Below are 15,157 nucleotides of genomic sequence, written 5' to 3'. Positions count from 1 at the left end.
AGATATTTTCAACGATTTCCTGAACAGGCGGCCTGTGGAACAGGAGATTGTTCCGGATGACGCCCTGGAGCCCGAACGGTTCGTGGAGCAGGACCAGGAGATCTTCGGCAGGATTGAGAACTGGCGGAAGTATCAGGAAGGATTTTACCGCTTCCTCAAACACCCGGTCAGGGTGATGATGGAGGAGCCCTACACCGTCCTCTTCGTATCCGTTCCGGTCGCCCTCCTCCTCCTTATCGGCGGGTTCGTGAGCATGGTGACGTCCTACGGGATCGGGGCCCTCTTCACGACGACGATGCTCGACGACGTCTTCGTCTTTGCCCTCCTCCTCGCCATCGTGCCGCTTGCTCTCCTCGATTTCAAGGAGGCGTGGCGCATATCGAGCGTCGAGGCATCGCTTCCGAACTTCTTCCGCGACGTGGCCGGAATGAACGATTCGGGTATGACGCTCCCGCACGCCATTCATATCGTCTCGGAGGGCGAATACGGGGCCCTCACGCCGCACATCCGCAAACTCGATACCGAGATGTCCTGGGGCGTTCCGTTCGTGGAGGCCATCCGCCGGTTCGGAAAGGCCGTGAATACTCCGCTCGCGGAGCGGAGTGTCGACCTGATCGCCCACGCGAGCTCCGCTGGGGGTGACGTGAGCGAGGTGTTGCGGGCGGCGGCGCACGACGCATATGAGTTCTTCAACCTGCAGTCGGAGCGCAAAAACGGCATGATGATCTACATGATCATCGTTTTGATGTCGTTCTTCGTCTTCCTCTTCGTCATCGGGGTGCTTTCGGGCACCTTCCTCACCACGATGGCGGAGGCGGGCGAGGCGGTCGCCGCGTCGGGCTCGAGTTCGGCCCAGTCGTTCATGGGCAATGTGGACCTCTTCCTCTACAACCGGCTCTTCTGCCACGCAGCGCTGATCCAGGGATTCTTCTCGGGGCTGGCGGCGGGCATCATGGGCGAAGGCCGGGTAGTCGCGGGGCTGAAGTACTCGGCGCTGATGGTGTTCGTCGCCTGGATGGCGTTCCGGTTCATCATCTGAAAGAGCCGGGACAGGGTTTCTTTTTTTTGTGAAAGCCGAATAGCCGGTATTCGAGCATCAAAGGCCTTCGAGTTGAGAGGGCCGCACGCAAGAACGACGGATGGGACATCCGGAGTTTGAGCACCAAAGGTGCGAGGTGCAAAGAACGTGAAGCTGCGAAGAGCGGTTTCCCCGGTGCCCGGGTCCGGGTGCCTAACACCGGCTGGTTGCCCCGTATCTTTTCCAGTACCATTGCAACGCGTCACGTTCCACGTGTTTCACAAAACCGTCTTTGCCGTTGCAGTATCCCCCTATATCCCCGGGATACCGGGCGGCAAGTTCCGACTTGAGAGCGGCATATGCGTGACTGATCTCGGGATGGCACCTCAGGTAATCCCGAAAGGCTAAATGCCTCAATATATTCTGCACGTTATCGTACTGGAAGGCATGTATCTGGTGGGTGCGGTTCTCCCCGCCTTTGCGAAGGTATCTTCTGCCGGGTATGCCGAGTTCGCCCATGGCCTCGTAGCCGAGAGCCCTGAACTGCCGGGAACACTCATCAACCTGCTTGATGTCATGGACGACCGGCATGATATCGATGATGGGTTTTGCCCGGAGACCCGGTACGGACGTGCTGCCGATGTGAAAGATAGCCACCAGGTTGTCTTTCAGGATATCTTCCAGCAGACGGGCTTCCGTGCGAAAGAGGTCCGGCCAGGCGGGATCGTAATCGACGACGCGGACGTGTATGTAATCGAGAACGGTTGCGTCCGATGGAGAGATCTCTCTTTCATTCATCCTCTCTCACGTGAGTCGGGAACAATAAAGAATTCCAGGATCGCCCCCATATCCACGTGTTCCTCGAAGTGCCGTGCCAGGTCGTCGTAGGATGCCGCGGCCCCGAGGGCGGTGCTCTCCGCCGTCACCGGCTCGAAGGCTACGCCCCGCCGCCCTGCGAGGTAGGCGAGGAGGGCGTTTGCCGCACCGGGGTTCTGGAAGAGGCCGTGCATGTAGGTCCCGAAGACCAGGCCGTCGGAGGTTGCGGCCCCTTCGCCGGCGAACGCTTCGGAGAGGTCGCCCCGCTCCGTCTCGCCCATGTGGATCTCGTAGCCTTCCACCTCCCCCATCGCCGGGAGAATGGGGCCGGGGCCGGTCGCCCGGCGCCGGACCTGCACCGTCGTCTTGCGATAGCCGGTAAAGGCCGTCACGACGTCGAGAAGCCCGAAGCCCGGGTGCTCTGCCGGGGTCTCCGACTCGATGCCGGAATCAACGATCAGGCTCCCGAGCATCTGGTAACCGCCGCAGATCCCGATGATCGGGACTCCCCGCTCCCGGGCGAGCCGGAGTTCCTCCCCCACGCCGTGGCGGTTCAGCACGGCGAGATCCTCGACGGTGTTCTTCGTTCCGGGGAGGATGATGCAGTCGTAGCCGGAAAGCGTTCCGCCGGGCGGGACGTAGTCCACCGCGGCGTACTGCTCGAGGAGTTCGAAGTCGGTGAAGTTCGAGATCCGGGGGAGGCGGAGGACGGCTATCCTGACCTGGCGTGCGGTCGATCGCTCTCCTTTATCACCGATCGAGAGCGAGTCCTCGCTCGGGAGGGGGATCTCCGCGTAGGGCACCACCCCGAGCACCGGGACGCCCGTGAGTTCCTCGAGTTTCGTAACGCCCGACGCAAAGAGCCCCGGGTCTCCCCGGAACTTGTTGACGATGACGCCGGCGACGAGGGGGCGGATGTCCTCCGGCAGGAGGGCGAGCGTCCCGTAGACCTGGGCGAAGACCCCGCCCCGCTCGATGTCGGCGACCAGGACGATGGGGAGACGGAGCGAGCGGGCGAGCCGTATATTCGCGATATCGCGGTCGTAGAGGTTCACCTCCGCCGCTCCCCCGGCACCTTCGACCACCACGTTCCCGAAGCGCCTTTTCAGCCGCTCGAATGCAGTGACGGCCTCGGCAAGAAGCGTATCGGTCTCTCTGTAGTAATCGCGGATCTGCACATCCTTATATGGGCGGCCGAGCAGCACCACCTGCGAGACCGAATCCCCCTTGGGCTTGAGGAGGATCGGGTTCATGTCGGCCTCCGGTTCGATCCCGGCCGCGAAGGCCTGGACGGCCTGGGCGATCCCGATCTCGCTCCCGTCGGCCGTGACGTAGGAGTTGAGGCTCATGTTCTGGGATTTGAACGGCGCAACCGGGATTCCGCGGCGGTAGAGCGCACGGCAGAGCGCCGCAACGGTCAGGCTCTTCCCGACATGGGATGCAGTTCCGAGCACGATGAGAGACATTGCCGGCAGAAGAGTTTGGCACGACGGGTTATTAAGGGCGGGGTTCCATCAGGGATCATATGGAGATCTCCCCGCAAGGCCGCCTCCTCCTGGAGAGCCGCTACCTCCTCCCGGGCGAGACGCCGGACGGCCTCTTCTCCCGGGTCGCGGACGCCGTGGGCGGGACGGCGCGGTCACGCGAGTTTTTCTCGCTCCTTTCAGGCCTCCTCTTCCTCCCGAACTCCCCGACCCTGATGAACGCGGGAACTGCCGCCGGGCAGCTCTCGGCCTGCTTCGTCCTTCCCGTGGAGGACACGCTCGAGGGGATCTTCGGGACCCTCGGCCACATGGCGCTCATCCACCAGTCCGGGGGAGGAACCGGGTTCTCGTTCTCGCGCCTCCGGCCTCGCGGCGACGCCGTCAATGGGGTCATGGGCGCCGCGACCGGGCCGGTCTCGTTCATGCGGGTCTTCGATGCGGCGACCGGGGCGGTCAGGCAGGGCGGCCGGCGGCGGGGAGCGAACATGGGGGTGCTCGCGGCCTCCCACCCTGACATCGAGGAGTTCGTCACCGCGAAGCAGGAAGGAGGGCTCTCGAACTTCAACATCTCGGTCGGCGTCGACGAGAAGTTCTTCTCGTGCCTCGCGACGGGGAAGGAGTATGACCTCACGAACCCCCGCGATGGTACGGTGTGGAAGAGCATCGACGCCCGATCGCTCTGGCGTCTCATTGCCGCGTCCGCCCGTATCTCCGGCGAGCCGGGAGTGCTCTTCCTCGACGAGATCAACCGCCGGAGCACCACCCCGCACCTCGGCCCCATCGAGGCGACCAACCCCTGCGGCGAGCAGCCGCTCTACCCCTACGAGAGCTGCAACCTCGGAAGCGTCAACCTCGCCCGGTGCATTGGAAAGAACGACCTCGACGAAGACCTGCTGGCAAAAATCGTCCGGTGCGGCGTCGAATTCCTCGATGCGGTCATCGACGTGAACCGCTTCCCCCTGCCCCTGATCCGGGAGAGGACCCTGTCGACCCGAAAGATCGGCCTCGGCGTCATGGGGTTCGCCGAGGCGCTCATACGCATGGGGATTCCTTACGAATCGGAGGAGGCGCTCCGGTTTGCCGGGAGCCTGATGGAGCGTATAGAGGAGACGGCCCGGGAGCGTTCGGAGGAACTCGGGAGGGAGCTCGGGTCGTTTCCGGCGATCGAGGGCTCGATCTTTTCGGGAGAGATGCGGAACGCCACCGTCACCACCATCGCCCCCACGGGCTCGATCCACCTCGTCGCCGGGACGACGAGCGGGATCGAGCCGCTCTTCTCGCTCGCTTACGACCGGACGATCGACGGCCGGCCGGTCAGCATCACGAGCGGCCTCGTCGCCGAATTCCTGCCCCGGACCGCCGGCGGGAAGGATGTGGCCGGGCATGTCCGCCGCCACGGCACGGTCGCCGGCCTCCCCCTCGACGACCATGCCCGCGACCTCTTCAGGACGGCAACCGAGATCGCACCGGAGCACCACGTCCGGATGCAGGCGGCGTTCCAGAAGCACGTGGACAACGCCGTCTCGAAGACCGTGAACCTGCCGGAGAGCGCAACCGTCGACGAGATCGGCCGTGTCTTCTCCCTTGCCCACGATCTCGGATGCAAGGGCACGACCGTCTACCGCTACCGGAGCAGACCCGACCAGATATTCTCGCTAGGGTGCGATGTCTGCCTGATTGACGGATGACCATGCCAAATAATATATAACGAGAGCTGAAAGGTACATGCAATGAACGGTGGGATATGTCCGACCTGCGGACTGCCAAAAGAACTGTGTATCTGTGAAGAAGTAGCCAAGGAACAGCAGAGAATCAGCGTAAAGATAAACAGACGTCGGTACGGAAAGGAAGTCACGGTCATCGAGGGCCTCGACCCCTACGACATCGATCTCGAAGACCTCTCCAAGTTCCTGAAAGCGAAACTGGCCTGTGGCGGCACGGTCAAGGACTCCTCGATCGAGCTGCAGGGCAACCATCGCGAGCGGGTGAAGGATCTGCTCGCCCAGAAAGGATACAACATGGAAAATATCAGTTGACCGGGTTGTCCTCCATAGAGGACCCGTGACACTTTTTTTGCAAAGACGCTGCACCTGATAGGTTGCCCCTCCACGGGACGGCAGACACTATAATCAGCAGAGAGGTGCAATAGTGGGAATGGACGACTTATGGTGATGAGATGTTCGTTTGCGCTCGATCCCGACCTGATGGAGCAGATCGATCAGTTTGCCAGGGATCACGCGTTCGACAGGAACGAGGCGATTCTCGAGTTGATCGAGGCCGGCCTTGCCTGTAGAGAGGCGGGGACGCCGACGGTCCGGCAGCCGCGTTCGTTTGAGGAGTTGAACCGGCTTCAGCAGGAACTTGAGGGCGTCAAAGAAGTCCTTACCGAGCTTCGCAACGAGGTCCGGCTGGTTCACCACACGATCGAGACCGACTGGAACAACGAGGCGAAGGGCGTTCCGTTCCAGACGAAACACCCGTGGGAATTCTGGCGGAAGTAAGCCCGGCTAACTGATGATGTTTGCGATGCTCCGAAATCCCTCGCCGGAGAGATCGTCGCAGAGAACCGTCTCGACCTTCGCCATATCGATATCGGGTGCGTCGCGGCACCGGCTGCAGTAGGCCCGTGCCGGCGACGGCAGTTCTATCCCTTTGACTACGACACGGGCGGAATGGACACAGAGTCTGCATTGGGCGACGGGAACGCTCTCTTTTTCCGTGCACTGCACCCGGCCCCGGACGACGGGAAGCCGCCGCGGTTCACTCATAGGTCTCGACCCGGTAGCCGGAACGCCCGAGGATCGCGGCAACCTCGCTCTCCCAGGCGATGTCGTCGTCGGTCGCGAGCGGTGCAATCGATTCCTCCCAGCACCGGGCGAGAGCGGCATCGGTGGTGTCGAGGCTCCTCCTCCCCTTTACCTTCCCGGCCTCCTCTCCGCCGGAATCAAAGATCCGCATGGTGCAGCAGACGTAGGAGCGGCAGATCAGCGGACGGCTGTTATGGATGGTGCAGACGTATTTCCCCTTCTCCCCGGGAAGGCCCCGGAGGAATGGGCACCAGGACGGGTGCCTGTCGTTTTCGGCGGTATCCCTGAAGGCGTCGAGGAACCGCTCCTCTACCCGGGCGCGGAACGTGCCGCCGACGACCTTCTGCCGGCAGAGGAAGTCGCGGCTTGTGAGCCTCTTCTCGACCTCGATGAGCGCGTCTCCTGCGTGCATGCAGCACTTCCCGCAGAGTTTACATTCGAACACCGTCATTTCTGTAGATTCTTTGCATACCGGAGGATAAAGGTTGGGAACGGGTGCCCCGTGCTGCCCCAAGGGTTAAATCGATACGCATACAATGGAGTGACATGAAGGTGTGCATAATGTGCGGAGGGGAGGGCACACGGCTCCGCCCCCTCACATTCGGGCGTCCAAAACCGTGCATTCCAATCGTCAACAAACCCTCGATCCAGCACCTGGTCTCACACCTCGCGAACCTCGGGTTCACCGACGTGGTGATCACGCTCGGCTACATGAGCGAGTCCATCGAGGAGGCTCTCGGGGACGGGTCGCTCTTCGGGGTCGACGTCACCTACGTCCACGAGAAGACGAAGCTCGGGACGGCGGGGAGCGTCAAGAATGCCCAGAAATACCTCGAAGAGCAGCCGTTCCTGGTCGTGGGCGGCGACCACGTGGTGGGCCTGAACCTGCTCGAGTTCTACCGCGAGCACCTTGCAAACGACTCGATCACCACGATAGGGCTCATCAGCATCGACGACCCGACCGAGTACGGGATCGCCGAGATCGATGCGGATTACCAGATCAAACGGTTCAAGGAGAAGCCGAGCCCGGGGGAGATCTTCTCGAACCTCGCGAGCACCGGTATGTACGTCTGCGACCCGGAGATCTTCGACCACATCCCGACCGGCGAGAAGTTCGACTTCGCCCGCAACCTCTTCCCCGAACTGATGGAGCAGGGGTACCCCCTCAAAGCCTGGCTTGCCCGCGGCAACTGGTCGGATGTGGGGAGCCCGAGGTCGCTCCGTGAAGCCGAGAGGTGGAAACTGCAGGATATCGGGTTCACGAACATCTCCGGCGACCTCTACATCAAGGGTGCCCGGATCCTCGGCCCGGCACAGATAGGGAGCTGCGTCTCGGTTGCGGCGAACTCCCGGGTGATCGGGCCGGTCTCGATCGGCGCCGGGACGATCATCGAGGAGAACGTCATTATCGGGCCGTATACGAGCATCGGAGAGGGTTGCATAATCAAGAACAGCGCGAAGATCTTCTCCTCGTCGATCTACAACCGGGTGGTGATCGGGAGAGACAGCACCGTCAGCGGGAGCATCATCGACAACGATACGCTCATCGGGAGCGGGTGCAACATCGAGCACGACACGGTCATCGGGCCCCGTGCGGTGCTGAAAGGCGGCGTGGTCGTCCACTCCGGGACCCGGCTCTGGCCGGAGGTGATCATCCCGGAGGGGACGGTCGTGAAAGAGCATGTCCTGAACGAGGATTTCGATACCCGGACCGAGGGGTCGTAGGACCCCGACATACCCGGTTCACTTTTTACCCGCAAAGACTCTCCTGCAGGCGTTTTTCTCCGCAACATGCCGGCGGAGCGTGGCGTCAACTGCCCCTGCTTAAATTGTGCGGCTCATGACGATGATATCCGAGCCGTCGGCCCCGTGGCCCATCACCACGATGTCCACCGGGGTGCCGTTGTTTGAGACCCCGGCCCCCGTCCAGGCGGCCTCCGATCCTCTGGCGGCCTCAAGCCCCCCGGGTGTGTCGACCGTCGCGGCAAAACCGCTCGTGGCGCACGCGGAAGCATCGGAGACGTCGAATCCGTTCATGAAGACCGAGAACGGCAGATCGTGGTCGAGCGCGGAAGCGGGAGGCGCTTCCTCGACGGTGATGACGATGGTGTCGGGCGCGGTGCGTTCGGCGGAGACGGCGGCCGTCATCAGCGCCGTTCCGGGGTTCACGTCGATCATCCCTGCACCGAGCATCGCGTGGGCGGTGAGCGGGGGGAGAACCACGACGACGAGGATGAGGGCGGCCGTGGAGCAGAGGAGGAGCCGCGATGCCGCGGCACCCTCGTTCGGCCCGGCCGCTCTCTCCCGGATGAACGAGACGGCGAAGGCTCCGAGAGCGGCGAGGGCCGCCATAGCGAGGGCGATGGCGAGAAGGGGGAGGAGGAGATCCGTGAGGGTGTCATGGGCCAGAGAGAGGACGTCGGAGGGTCCTGCGGCGTATCCGTGCCCGGAGACTGCTGTTACCATTGAATAAATCTCGAGGACGAGAAATGCCGTGAACCCGGCGATCCCGCCTGCGAGGACGGCAAAGTTCCTCTCCATCCCGCCCTCCCGCCGCATGGCGACCGGGAGCATCCCGGTAAGGAGGAGAGCGAGGATGCCGAGCACCAGGCCCTGGAACGTGCCGATGCCGTCGAAGAGCCCGTGGTTGTAGCAGGCGATCCCGCCCCAGCACCATGTATGGACGCAGGCCGGGAGCGCCAGCAGTCCGCCGCCGACCAGGCCGGCGAAGAGCGAGTAGGGGAGGAGGCGTATGAGGTTCTGCAGGGTTGTATAATATTTGGACGTCATGGATTCACACTGAACTTATGATCGTCGATAGCTACCTTTACCTTTCCGGAATCCACCTGCAGAGAATTACGCGATTCACCCCTTCCGCCCCGCCGCTGCCTGGACTGCGTAGATCACCACCGCCCACGCGGCGGCAAGGCAGAACCCGAGGGCCACCCAGACAAGAGGGGAGAGCCAGGGGGCAGGACGTAATCCGCCCCAGACGGCAAGCATCATCATGAGCGGGTAGACGAGGATGCCGAAGACGAGGGTGCCCGAGACGAGAACAGCCCGGAAAGGCCGCTTCAGGGGGAGGTAGCGCTTGAGGAGAAGGTACGGCGCGATCACCCCGAGACCGATGAACGTGAGGGCCGACAGGAATATCATGAGGTTCAGCAGGACCTCGAGAAGCGTCGATACGCCGAGAGGCTCGCTCGTGGGGAGATAAAACGGCGGGATCGGCATCCAGGTCGAACCGGTCAGGTAGGCGGAGATGAGAGAGAGGTACAGGAGGACGGCGGCGAGGAGCGGAATCGCAATGGCGAATCGTCTTTTTTGGGTCTCCAGTTCGGTCAGCGCACCCGCAAAGAGGAGCGCGGCGGAGCACCCGAAGAGGAAGGGCGTCAGGAGGAGGATGCCGGCATACCGGAGCATCCCGGAGATGTAGAGGAACGGTTCCGCCTCCGGCATCCGGCTCAGGCGTTCTTCCTCGTAGAGCCCCTCGCCGGGAGCCCGGATCGCCGACGGGGAGAGCCGCTGTGCGATCAGCGCTTTGAGAGACCTGTCCGGATCGGGGCCCATGGTGTTGTATGTCCCGTAGTAGACGATGAAGAAGTCGTTGCTCCTGCCGTCGTCAAACGGCCTCTCGTAGGTGAGGATGTAGCCCCTCGTGGTCTCGTTTATGAAGAGCCAGGCGGGGTATTCCCGCTCCGCGTCGGAGCGCTCGAACCCGGCGGCAAGGAGGTGGTCGCCGAGATCGAGCGTCGTCTCCGATACCTCCCCGATGCCCGTCAGCGATTCGAATAATGTCCTCTTCTCGCTTCGGAACGTCCATTCGTCCCTGTACCATTGCTGGCCGACGATGTACCGTTCCTCTGTGTGTTCGTGGGTGTACATCGTGCAGGGGGAGATGATTGAGTGGGGGCCGGCCGGGAAGACGTTCATGTCGATGAGATAGTTGCCTTCGATCGTGGGGAGGGTGGACAACGGACATTCGAGATCCCCCGGGCCGTAGGGGGTGAACCAACTCCTCTTCTGCCAGGAGCTGGGGTTGGAGGAGTCGTAGCCCGTAAGAAAAAATCCGGGCTCGAGATACCCCGGGACGAACCAGACGAGGAGGAGACAGAGGAGAAGCAACCCGAAGATCCGGGCCTGCTGCGGCGGGTTGCCGCTCCCCTTCAGGAGACGGCGGACGACCAGAGGGATGGAGAGCACCGCCGCCCCGGCGACCCCGAGGCAGAGGACGGAGAGGGTCGAGAGGGAGAGGGAGAGCCAGGGGATGAGGGACGGAACGGGATCGGTCCTGAAGATCGCCGCCGCCAGGCAGGGGAAGAGGAGGGTGCCGAGCACTGCCGCGGCGGCATACGGCCGCTTCATTGGGGCGTACCGGTCGATGAGGAGGATGGGTACGATCGTCGCGAGAGCGAGGAGGCCGATGCCCGAGAAGGAGATGACGGCGCTCATCAGGACGTCGACTGCGGGCGATAGGCCGAAATAATCCCACCCGGGGACGTAAAACGGCAGTATCATCTGCATCGATCCCCCGAGATAGGTGGGGACCAGGTAGAGCAGGAGGAGCGCGACGGCCAGGGCGAATGCCCGCACGCCAGGCCCGCTCATCTGCCTCGCCAGTGCGAAGAGAAGTGCCGCGGAGCATCCGAAGAGGACGGCCGCGAGCAGGTATACGCCGCCGTATTCGAAGATGATGAACGGGTAAGCGTTGCCCCCGCCGAAGAGTTCCGGCGCGAGAAAGCCCGGAAGGAACCAGATGAGCGATATGCAGAGCAGGTAGAGTCCGGCGATCGCCGCCGGGTGCGGCGGCTGTTCCCCGAGACGGTCTTTTGTCCGGCGGGTTATGGTTTCTTGTATCTCTCTCATCTCGATGCCCCGTTCGAGCCTGGTCTCACGCCCGTTCTCGTCCGCGAATAGGCATGCCGGCTGCGAAACGGCCTTCTTGAGGTGCCTTCAGGGCATTTGAGGTCCGTTGGCTCCCTGAATGAAGAGCGGCCGTTTCTGATGGTTCGAAATGCTATTTAATGTTAGATATAATTTCTGATAGATTCAAGCAGGTTAAGTAGACCTTATGCGAATTTGACGGGTGTCACCGGCACACCGGGGTGAAATCCGTATAGGACGGTCACGGCAATGCCGATGGAATAAAAAAGATGTCTGTTCACCCGTGCCGCACGAGCCGGTGCGTCAGCGCGACGAGGGGGTGGCGGGCGTAGTCGAGCACCTTGATGTCGTCGAGCGTCTTGAGGTTCAGCGTCCGGGCCGTCCGCTCCATCCCGAGCTCGATGTTCTCCCTGACCTCGATGATGTAGGCGTCGAGGTTCTTGATCCCGAGCCGTTTCGCCGCGATCGCGCGGTGGTGCCCGTCGACCAGGATCCAGCGGCCCGGCCGCCTGACCACGATCAGGGGTTCGGCGAGCCCTTTCTTGATCTCGTACATCCTTCCCTCCAGTTCGTCCTCGTAGATCTTCGACTGGGTGGGCAGGAGATCGTTGATCGGGACCGAACCCCTTCTTAAGACCGGTTCGACTCCGTAGAGTTTTTTGAGGGTCTCGATGAATTTGAAGACCTTCTCCGGCGAAACGTGTTCGATCTGGGACCTGATGACGTCGGCGTTCGACATGATCCCGATGAGCTCGTTCTTGTCGTTGACGACCGGGAGTTTCTGGATGCCGGAGCGGAAGATGACGCGGGCGGCGTCGTTCACGCTCATGTCCGGGTCGGCGACGATGAGGTGGCGGGACATCACCTGCTCTATCGGAGTTGACGGATGGGCAAAGAGAAGGTCCCGCGCCGAGATGTAACCTACTACCTCTTTTGAGTTCTCCACGACGGGGAAGCCGTCGTGATGCGTATTTTTTATTGCTTCGATGACGTCCCGGACCGTTCCATGTGCGTCGACGGTGACGACGTCGTAGGTCATGTAATCCTTGACCTTCTTTTTATCCATCATGATAGTGTCACGCTGGCCCGACATGAACTATTCGGTTGAAATACCTATCGGCATGAAAAAATAAGGTTATTCGATGGGGATCGTGGTCCCGGTCTCGGTCGGCGCCTTCTTCAGCCGGACCTCGAGAACACCGTTCTTAAACGTTGCAGCGGCGCTCTCCTCGGTCACTTCCGCCGGAAGCAGCACCGTCCGGCTCATCAGCCCATAGATGCGTTCCCGCATGAAGAAATCCCGGCTCTCCTCCTCGGTCTCTCCCGTCCGCCTGCTGGCGATCTCCAGGTGCTGGGGATCGATGAGCCGGACGGCGACGTTCTCTTTTTCGACGCCGGGAAGGTCTGCAACGACGATCACTTCGTCTTCGTGGTCGCGGACATCCACGCGGAAGTCGCGGACCGCCGGGACGACCCGGCCCCGGACTTCCTCTCCGCGTGAGCCGATCCCCCCGAGCAAGGACTGGAACCTGCTTTCCATCTCGGCCATAAGGTCGTCGAAGTCCTGCCATATCGTCCGGTACGGCCCTCGTTCTATTCTTGCCATCGTAATCACTCCTGTATACTCGGATCGCCCCGGACAAGCGGGTCGCCCGAGGCTAACCTTAAGGTAGTGCTGAAATAATATAAATTTATCTTCGACCTCCCTTCTTCTTCTCATAACAATACCATTTTATTTCACCAAACGGCGAATTGTACTTGTAATGAAAAAGACACAGCAGAAGACCTCGAAGGACGACAATGCCCCCTGGATGAAATGGGCCTACGTGGGAATTGCCGTTCTGGTTGCGGTTGCCATGGTCGGCACCTACCTGGCCCCGATGTTCGAGAAGAAGGCGGCCGCCCAGGTAGGAAACACGGCGGTTATCGATTACACGGTTCTTGCCGAGGACGGACGGCCCCTCATCACGACCGACCAGAGCCTCCTTGAGAGCGAATACAAGAAGGGGAACGTCGTCCTCCTGACCCAGCGTCTGGAGATGCCTGTCGGCGGACAGGTCTCGGGCGAGAATATTGCCGTTATCCCTGTCTTATACCCGGAGATCAGCGGCTTCTCGGGATTCGGTCTGCTCGGTTTCGAGACCAACGCCATCTCCGTGGGGCTCGTCGGGATGCGGCCCGGTGAGACGAAGACAATCGGTTTCTCCTACGGAACGAACGACCTTGCCATGAACCTGAGCGAAGAGGATGCAAACGGCATCGGTCTCAACTTCACCGAGACGGAGGTGGGCGAATTCGTGCCGCTCGGGCTGACGACGACGCCGGATATCTCCCTCGGCAACGAGAGCAACGAGAGCCCTGCGCTGCGCTTCGGCAAGGTCACCGCCAAGAATCCCGACTCGATGACCATCGCGCACCGCTACGGCAGCGCCCGGGTCACGCTCGGCGTCATAACGGGGTGACGGCCCCCCACACTTTTTTATAGTCTCCCCGCGACCTGCCGTATATGGCGGTAAAGGTGATCAGTTTCTATCAGGAAGGATGCATGGGGTGCAAGGAGCAGACCCCGATCCTCCGCGAGGCAGAGACGGATCTCGGGATCGAGGTGGAAGAGATCGATGCCGTGAAGAACCCGGATTACATCCAGAAATATAACCTCCGGGTGACGCCGACGACCCTTGTCCTCGACGGCGACGAGATCAGGGAGCGGATGGAAGGGCTCGTCCACCGTGAAGACCTCGAGGCTGCAATCCGGCGCCACCTCCCCGAGCCCCTGCCCCGGTGAGGGTCAGCGCCCCTGGTAGCGTCCCTCGAGATACCCGTAGATCCGCTTCACCCTGCGGGCTACCGTCTTCCAGCCCTCTTTGCGTATGACCGGGCCGTCGCGGAGTTTGATGTGCGAGATTCGGATTCGTCGCCCGCCGAAGGTGTAGGTCTCCCCGACGACGAACTCGTCCTCGCCGTCGGCGGTCTGGTAGAGAGGGAGGGTCGTGCGCCCGGTATGAATCGACGCCTTCACCACGACCTGCTCAATCCCCCGTGTCCAGAGGGTCGTCACCTCGTCGGCCGCCGCCCGGCGAACCCTCTTTGGTCCCGCCTCGATGCCGGTGACCTCGACCCCGAAGACTTCGTCTCCGCACTCCGCGACGATCCGGTCGCCGACGGAGACGACCTCTTCCTCGAGCATCTCGACACTGCAGACCATCGATTCGGTCTCCTGGCTCACGATGGCCTTGATGGTGAGGATCTCGGGCTCGGGGGGCTTCGGCACCCGGTGGACCTGGCCGCACTCGCAGCACTGCACCACCAGATCGGCGGCTTCCCGGAGAACCTGGTGTTCGCACTCCTCTTTACAGACGGGGCAGACGATGCTAATCATTCATTAGCAATAGCATCCCTCTCCTAATAAGCATGAAGGCGAGGGATATCGTGCGGGCGCGGGGGCACCCGCTGGTCAGCGGGACCCATCCGACGACGTTTGAGGTGACGAGGGACGAGATGCTGACCGAGACCGGCGACTGCATCGTCGGCGTCGCCGCCGACAAGGGCGCCGCCGACCTCGATTCCGCCCTCAAAGCGCTGCTCCGCAACGATCGGGCGGTGCTGACGACACGGCTTACCGCGGGGGGCGAGACCGTCGAGGTGACGTCGCGGGGCAGCGCGGCGTTCACCCTGGATCACCCCGCCGATCTCGTCTGGCGGCGGAGCGATTTCGTCTCCGACCGGACGGTGGGCATCCGCTCCGACCGGGTGGCGGCGACCCTCCCCCGGGAGTTCATCGAGGCGCTCCGGCGGGGGGAGGAACTGGTCGTCGAGCTCGAGGTTGAGGTGCCGGAGAACGACTGTCCGTAAGGTGCGATGGGCCGAAGGGCCGGAGCACGAAAAGACCGGAGGTCTTCGAGCCGGGAGTTTGAGCACCATCAGGTGCGATGTTCTTGAGCGCCCTCCCTCACCGGGCGTCCCGCATCCCGTCCCGGATCTCGCCGAGCACCAGTATGCCGATTCCGAGGAGCAGAACCGCCGCGAAGAGCCCGACGATCAGGACCACTCCCGTCGGGAGACCGCCCAGGAGATCCAGGATCACGACGACGCCCACAGCAAAGACCGTCATTACCGCCCACACCTTCTCGTCTACCACGATGCATGGT

The 15,157-nt window shown here is 62.2% G+C and carries 18 protein-coding genes; 8 read left to right on the top strand and 10 right to left on the bottom strand.

The genetic code is table 11. From position 1 onward, the window contains the following. Positions 1 to 34: 34 nt before the first annotated feature. Complete coding sequence (locus tag SZ63_RS04370; protein WP_394298771.1) at positions 35 to 1,039, top strand: type II secretion system F family protein; 1,005 nt, start codon at positions 35 to 37, stop codon at positions 1,037 to 1,039. A 192-nt stretch (positions 1,040 to 1,231) separates the two neighbouring features. On the opposite strand, the gene SZ63_RS04365 is transcribed toward SZ63_RS04370, so the two are convergent. Both SZ63_RS04365 and SZ63_RS04360 read right to left on the bottom strand, forming a co-directional pair. Next, on the bottom strand, positions 1,232 to 1,816 hold the full coding sequence (locus SZ63_RS04365; RefSeq protein WP_048181747.1) for a GrpB family protein: 585 nt from the start codon (positions 1,814 to 1,816) through the stop codon (positions 1,232 to 1,234). Continuing rightward, positions 1,813 to 3,300: a cobyric acid synthase gene (locus SZ63_RS04360; protein WP_048181744.1), complete on the bottom strand. Its 1,488-nt coding sequence runs from the start codon at positions 3,298 to 3,300 to the stop codon at positions 1,813 to 1,815. The genes SZ63_RS04365 and SZ63_RS04360 overlap by 4 nt, the downstream gene beginning before the upstream one ends. 59 nt (positions 3,301 to 3,359) lie before the next feature. Between SZ63_RS04360 and SZ63_RS04355 the strand changes: the two genes are divergently transcribed. The 3 genes from SZ63_RS04355 to SZ63_RS04345 all read left to right on the top strand — a co-directional run bounded on the left by SZ63_RS04355 (position 3,360) and on the right by SZ63_RS04345 (position 5,819). Further along, positions 3,360 to 5,006: an adenosylcobalamin-dependent ribonucleoside-diphosphate reductase gene (locus SZ63_RS04355; RefSeq protein WP_048181740.1), complete on the top strand. Its 1,647-nt coding sequence runs from the start codon at positions 3,360 to 3,362 to the stop codon at positions 5,004 to 5,006. A 42-nt stretch (positions 5,007 to 5,048) separates the two neighbouring features. Next, a complete protein-coding gene (gene yciH, locus SZ63_RS04350) occupies positions 5,049 to 5,354 on the top strand; it encodes a stress response translation initiation inhibitor YciH (RefSeq protein WP_011844832.1) in 306 nt (101 codons plus the stop codon). A gap of 129 nt (positions 5,355 to 5,483) precedes the next feature. After that, positions 5,484 to 5,819 (top strand): type II secretion system protein E, encoded by a 336-nt coding sequence (locus tag SZ63_RS04345; RefSeq protein WP_048181737.1) that lies wholly within the window; start codon positions 5,484 to 5,486, stop codon positions 5,817 to 5,819. A 6-nt stretch (positions 5,820 to 5,825) separates the two neighbouring features. Here the strand turns inward: SZ63_RS04345 and SZ63_RS04340 are convergent, their stop codons facing one another. Both SZ63_RS04340 and SZ63_RS04335 read right to left on the bottom strand, forming a co-directional pair. Further along, entirely contained in the window at positions 5,826 to 6,086 is a 261-nt protein-coding gene (locus SZ63_RS04340) for a hypothetical protein (protein ID WP_048181734.1), read from the bottom strand. Continuing rightward, positions 6,079 to 6,576, bottom strand: coding sequence for a YkgJ family cysteine cluster protein (locus SZ63_RS04335; RefSeq protein WP_156168361.1), 498 nt, complete (start codon positions 6,574 to 6,576; stop codon positions 6,079 to 6,081). The genes SZ63_RS04340 and SZ63_RS04335 overlap by 8 nt, the downstream gene beginning before the upstream one ends. A gap of 95 nt (positions 6,577 to 6,671) precedes the next feature. On the opposite strand from SZ63_RS04335, the gene SZ63_RS04330 reads away from it, so the two are divergent. Next, the gene (locus SZ63_RS04330) at positions 6,672 to 7,850 is read left to right on the top strand and encodes a sugar phosphate nucleotidyltransferase (RefSeq protein WP_048181732.1); all 1,179 of its coding nucleotides are present in this window, start codon (positions 6,672 to 6,674) and stop codon (positions 7,848 to 7,850) included. A 99-nt stretch (positions 7,851 to 7,949) separates the two neighbouring features. On the opposite strand, the gene SZ63_RS04325 is transcribed toward SZ63_RS04330, so the two are convergent. The 4 genes from SZ63_RS04325 to SZ63_RS04310 all read right to left on the bottom strand — a co-directional run bounded on the left by SZ63_RS04325 (position 7,950) and on the right by SZ63_RS04310 (position 12,615). After that, positions 7,950 to 8,915, bottom strand: a complete 966-nt coding sequence (locus SZ63_RS04325; RefSeq protein WP_048181729.1) for a hypothetical protein — start codon at positions 8,913 to 8,915, stop codon at positions 7,950 to 7,952. A 75-nt stretch (positions 8,916 to 8,990) separates the two neighbouring features. Beyond that, the gene (locus tag SZ63_RS04320) at positions 8,991 to 10,991 is read right to left on the bottom strand and encodes a cytochrome ubiquinol oxidase subunit I (RefSeq protein WP_048181727.1); all 2,001 of its coding nucleotides are present in this window, start codon (positions 10,989 to 10,991) and stop codon (positions 8,991 to 8,993) included. Between the two features lie 295 nt (positions 10,992 to 11,286). After that, positions 11,287 to 12,075: a CBS domain-containing ParB/RepB/Spo0J family partition protein gene (locus SZ63_RS04315; protein WP_048183586.1), complete on the bottom strand. Its 789-nt coding sequence runs from the start codon at positions 12,073 to 12,075 to the stop codon at positions 11,287 to 11,289. A gap of 69 nt (positions 12,076 to 12,144) precedes the next feature. Continuing rightward, on the bottom strand, positions 12,145 to 12,615 hold the full coding sequence (locus tag SZ63_RS04310) for an Hsp20/alpha crystallin family protein (RefSeq protein WP_048181725.1): 471 nt from the start codon (positions 12,613 to 12,615) through the stop codon (positions 12,145 to 12,147). Positions 12,616 to 12,772: 157 nt separating this feature from the next. Between SZ63_RS04310 and SZ63_RS04305 the strand changes: the two genes are divergently transcribed. After that, complete coding sequence (locus tag SZ63_RS04305; RefSeq protein ID WP_048181722.1) at positions 12,773 to 13,471, top strand: hypothetical protein; 699 nt, start codon at positions 12,773 to 12,775, stop codon at positions 13,469 to 13,471. A gap of 44 nt (positions 13,472 to 13,515) precedes the next feature. Beyond that, positions 13,516 to 13,794, top strand: coding sequence for a thioredoxin family protein (locus SZ63_RS04300; protein ID WP_048181719.1), 279 nt, complete (start codon positions 13,516 to 13,518; stop codon positions 13,792 to 13,794). Positions 13,795 to 13,797: 3 nt separating this feature from the next. On the opposite strand, the gene SZ63_RS04295 is transcribed toward SZ63_RS04300, so the two are convergent. Continuing rightward, entirely contained in the window at positions 13,798 to 14,388 is a 591-nt protein-coding gene (locus SZ63_RS04295; protein WP_048181717.1) for an HVO_0476 family zinc finger protein, read from the bottom strand. Positions 14,389 to 14,420: 32 nt separating this feature from the next. On the opposite strand from SZ63_RS04295, the gene SZ63_RS04290 reads away from it, so the two are divergent. Continuing rightward, entirely contained in the window at positions 14,421 to 14,861 is a 441-nt protein-coding gene (locus tag SZ63_RS04290; RefSeq protein WP_048181712.1) for a DUF371 domain-containing protein, read from the top strand. Positions 14,862 to 14,958: 97 nt separating this feature from the next. Here SZ63_RS04290 and SZ63_RS04285 read toward each other — a convergent pair whose 3' ends face one another. After that, positions 14,959 to 15,147, bottom strand: coding sequence for a hypothetical protein (locus SZ63_RS04285; protein WP_156168359.1), 189 nt, complete (start codon positions 15,145 to 15,147; stop codon positions 14,959 to 14,961). Positions 15,148 to 15,157: the final 10 nt, after the last annotated feature.

Origin of the sequence: Methanoculleus sediminis (assembly GCF_001017125.1) — an archaeon.
GTDB classification, from domain to species: Archaea; Halobacteriota; Methanomicrobia; order Methanomicrobiales; family Methanoculleaceae; genus Methanoculleus; species Methanoculleus sediminis.
The sequence above is the reverse complement of the archived record's forward strand: the minus strand, read 5'-3'. Positions and strand labels throughout refer to the sequence as shown.

Excerpts from the sequence above, each read along its gene's own strand:
- SZ63_RS04365 (WP_048181747.1), bottom strand. The coding sequence starts at position 1,816 with ATGAATGAAAGAGAGATCTCTCCATCGGACGCAACCGTTCTCGATTAC.
- SZ63_RS04360 (WP_048181744.1), bottom strand. The coding sequence starts at position 3,300 with ATGTCTCTCATCGTGCTCGGAACTGCATCCCATGTCGGGAAGAGCCTG.
- SZ63_RS04355 (WP_048181740.1), top strand. The coding sequence starts at position 3,360 with ATGGAGATCTCCCCGCAAGGCCGCCTCCTCCTGGAGAGCCGCTACCTC.
- yciH (WP_011844832.1), top strand. The coding sequence starts at position 5,049 with ATGAACGGTGGGATATGTCCGACCTGCGGACTGCCAAAAGAACTGTGT.
- SZ63_RS04345 (WP_048181737.1), top strand. The coding sequence starts at position 5,484 with ATGGTGATGAGATGTTCGTTTGCGCTCGATCCCGACCTGATGGAGCAG.
- SZ63_RS04340 (WP_048181734.1), bottom strand. The coding sequence starts at position 6,086 with ATGAGTGAACCGCGGCGGCTTCCCGTCGTCCGGGGCCGGGTGCAGTGC.
- SZ63_RS04335 (WP_156168361.1), bottom strand. The coding sequence starts at position 6,576 with ATGACGGTGTTCGAATGTAAACTCTGCGGGAAGTGCTGCATGCACGCA.
- SZ63_RS04330 (WP_048181732.1), top strand. The coding sequence starts at position 6,672 with ATGAAGGTGTGCATAATGTGCGGAGGGGAGGGCACACGGCTCCGCCCC.
- SZ63_RS04325 (WP_048181729.1), bottom strand. The coding sequence starts at position 8,915 with ATGACGTCCAAATATTATACAACCCTGCAGAACCTCATACGCCTCCTC.
- SZ63_RS04320 (WP_048181727.1), bottom strand. The coding sequence starts at position 10,991 with ATGAGAGAGATACAAGAAACCATAACCCGCCGGACAAAAGACCGTCTC.
- SZ63_RS04315 (WP_048183586.1), bottom strand. The coding sequence starts at position 12,075 with ATGGATAAAAAGAAGGTCAAGGATTACATGACCTACGACGTCGTCACC.
- SZ63_RS04310 (WP_048181725.1), bottom strand. The coding sequence starts at position 12,615 with ATGGCAAGAATAGAACGAGGGCCGTACCGGACGATATGGCAGGACTTC.
- SZ63_RS04305 (WP_048181722.1), top strand. The coding sequence starts at position 12,773 with ATGAAAAAGACACAGCAGAAGACCTCGAAGGACGACAATGCCCCCTGG.
- SZ63_RS04300 (WP_048181719.1), top strand. The coding sequence starts at position 13,516 with ATGGCGGTAAAGGTGATCAGTTTCTATCAGGAAGGATGCATGGGGTGC.
- SZ63_RS04295 (WP_048181717.1), bottom strand. The coding sequence starts at position 14,388 with ATGATTAGCATCGTCTGCCCCGTCTGTAAAGAGGAGTGCGAACACCAG.
- SZ63_RS04290 (WP_048181712.1), top strand. The coding sequence starts at position 14,421 with ATGAAGGCGAGGGATATCGTGCGGGCGCGGGGGCACCCGCTGGTCAGC.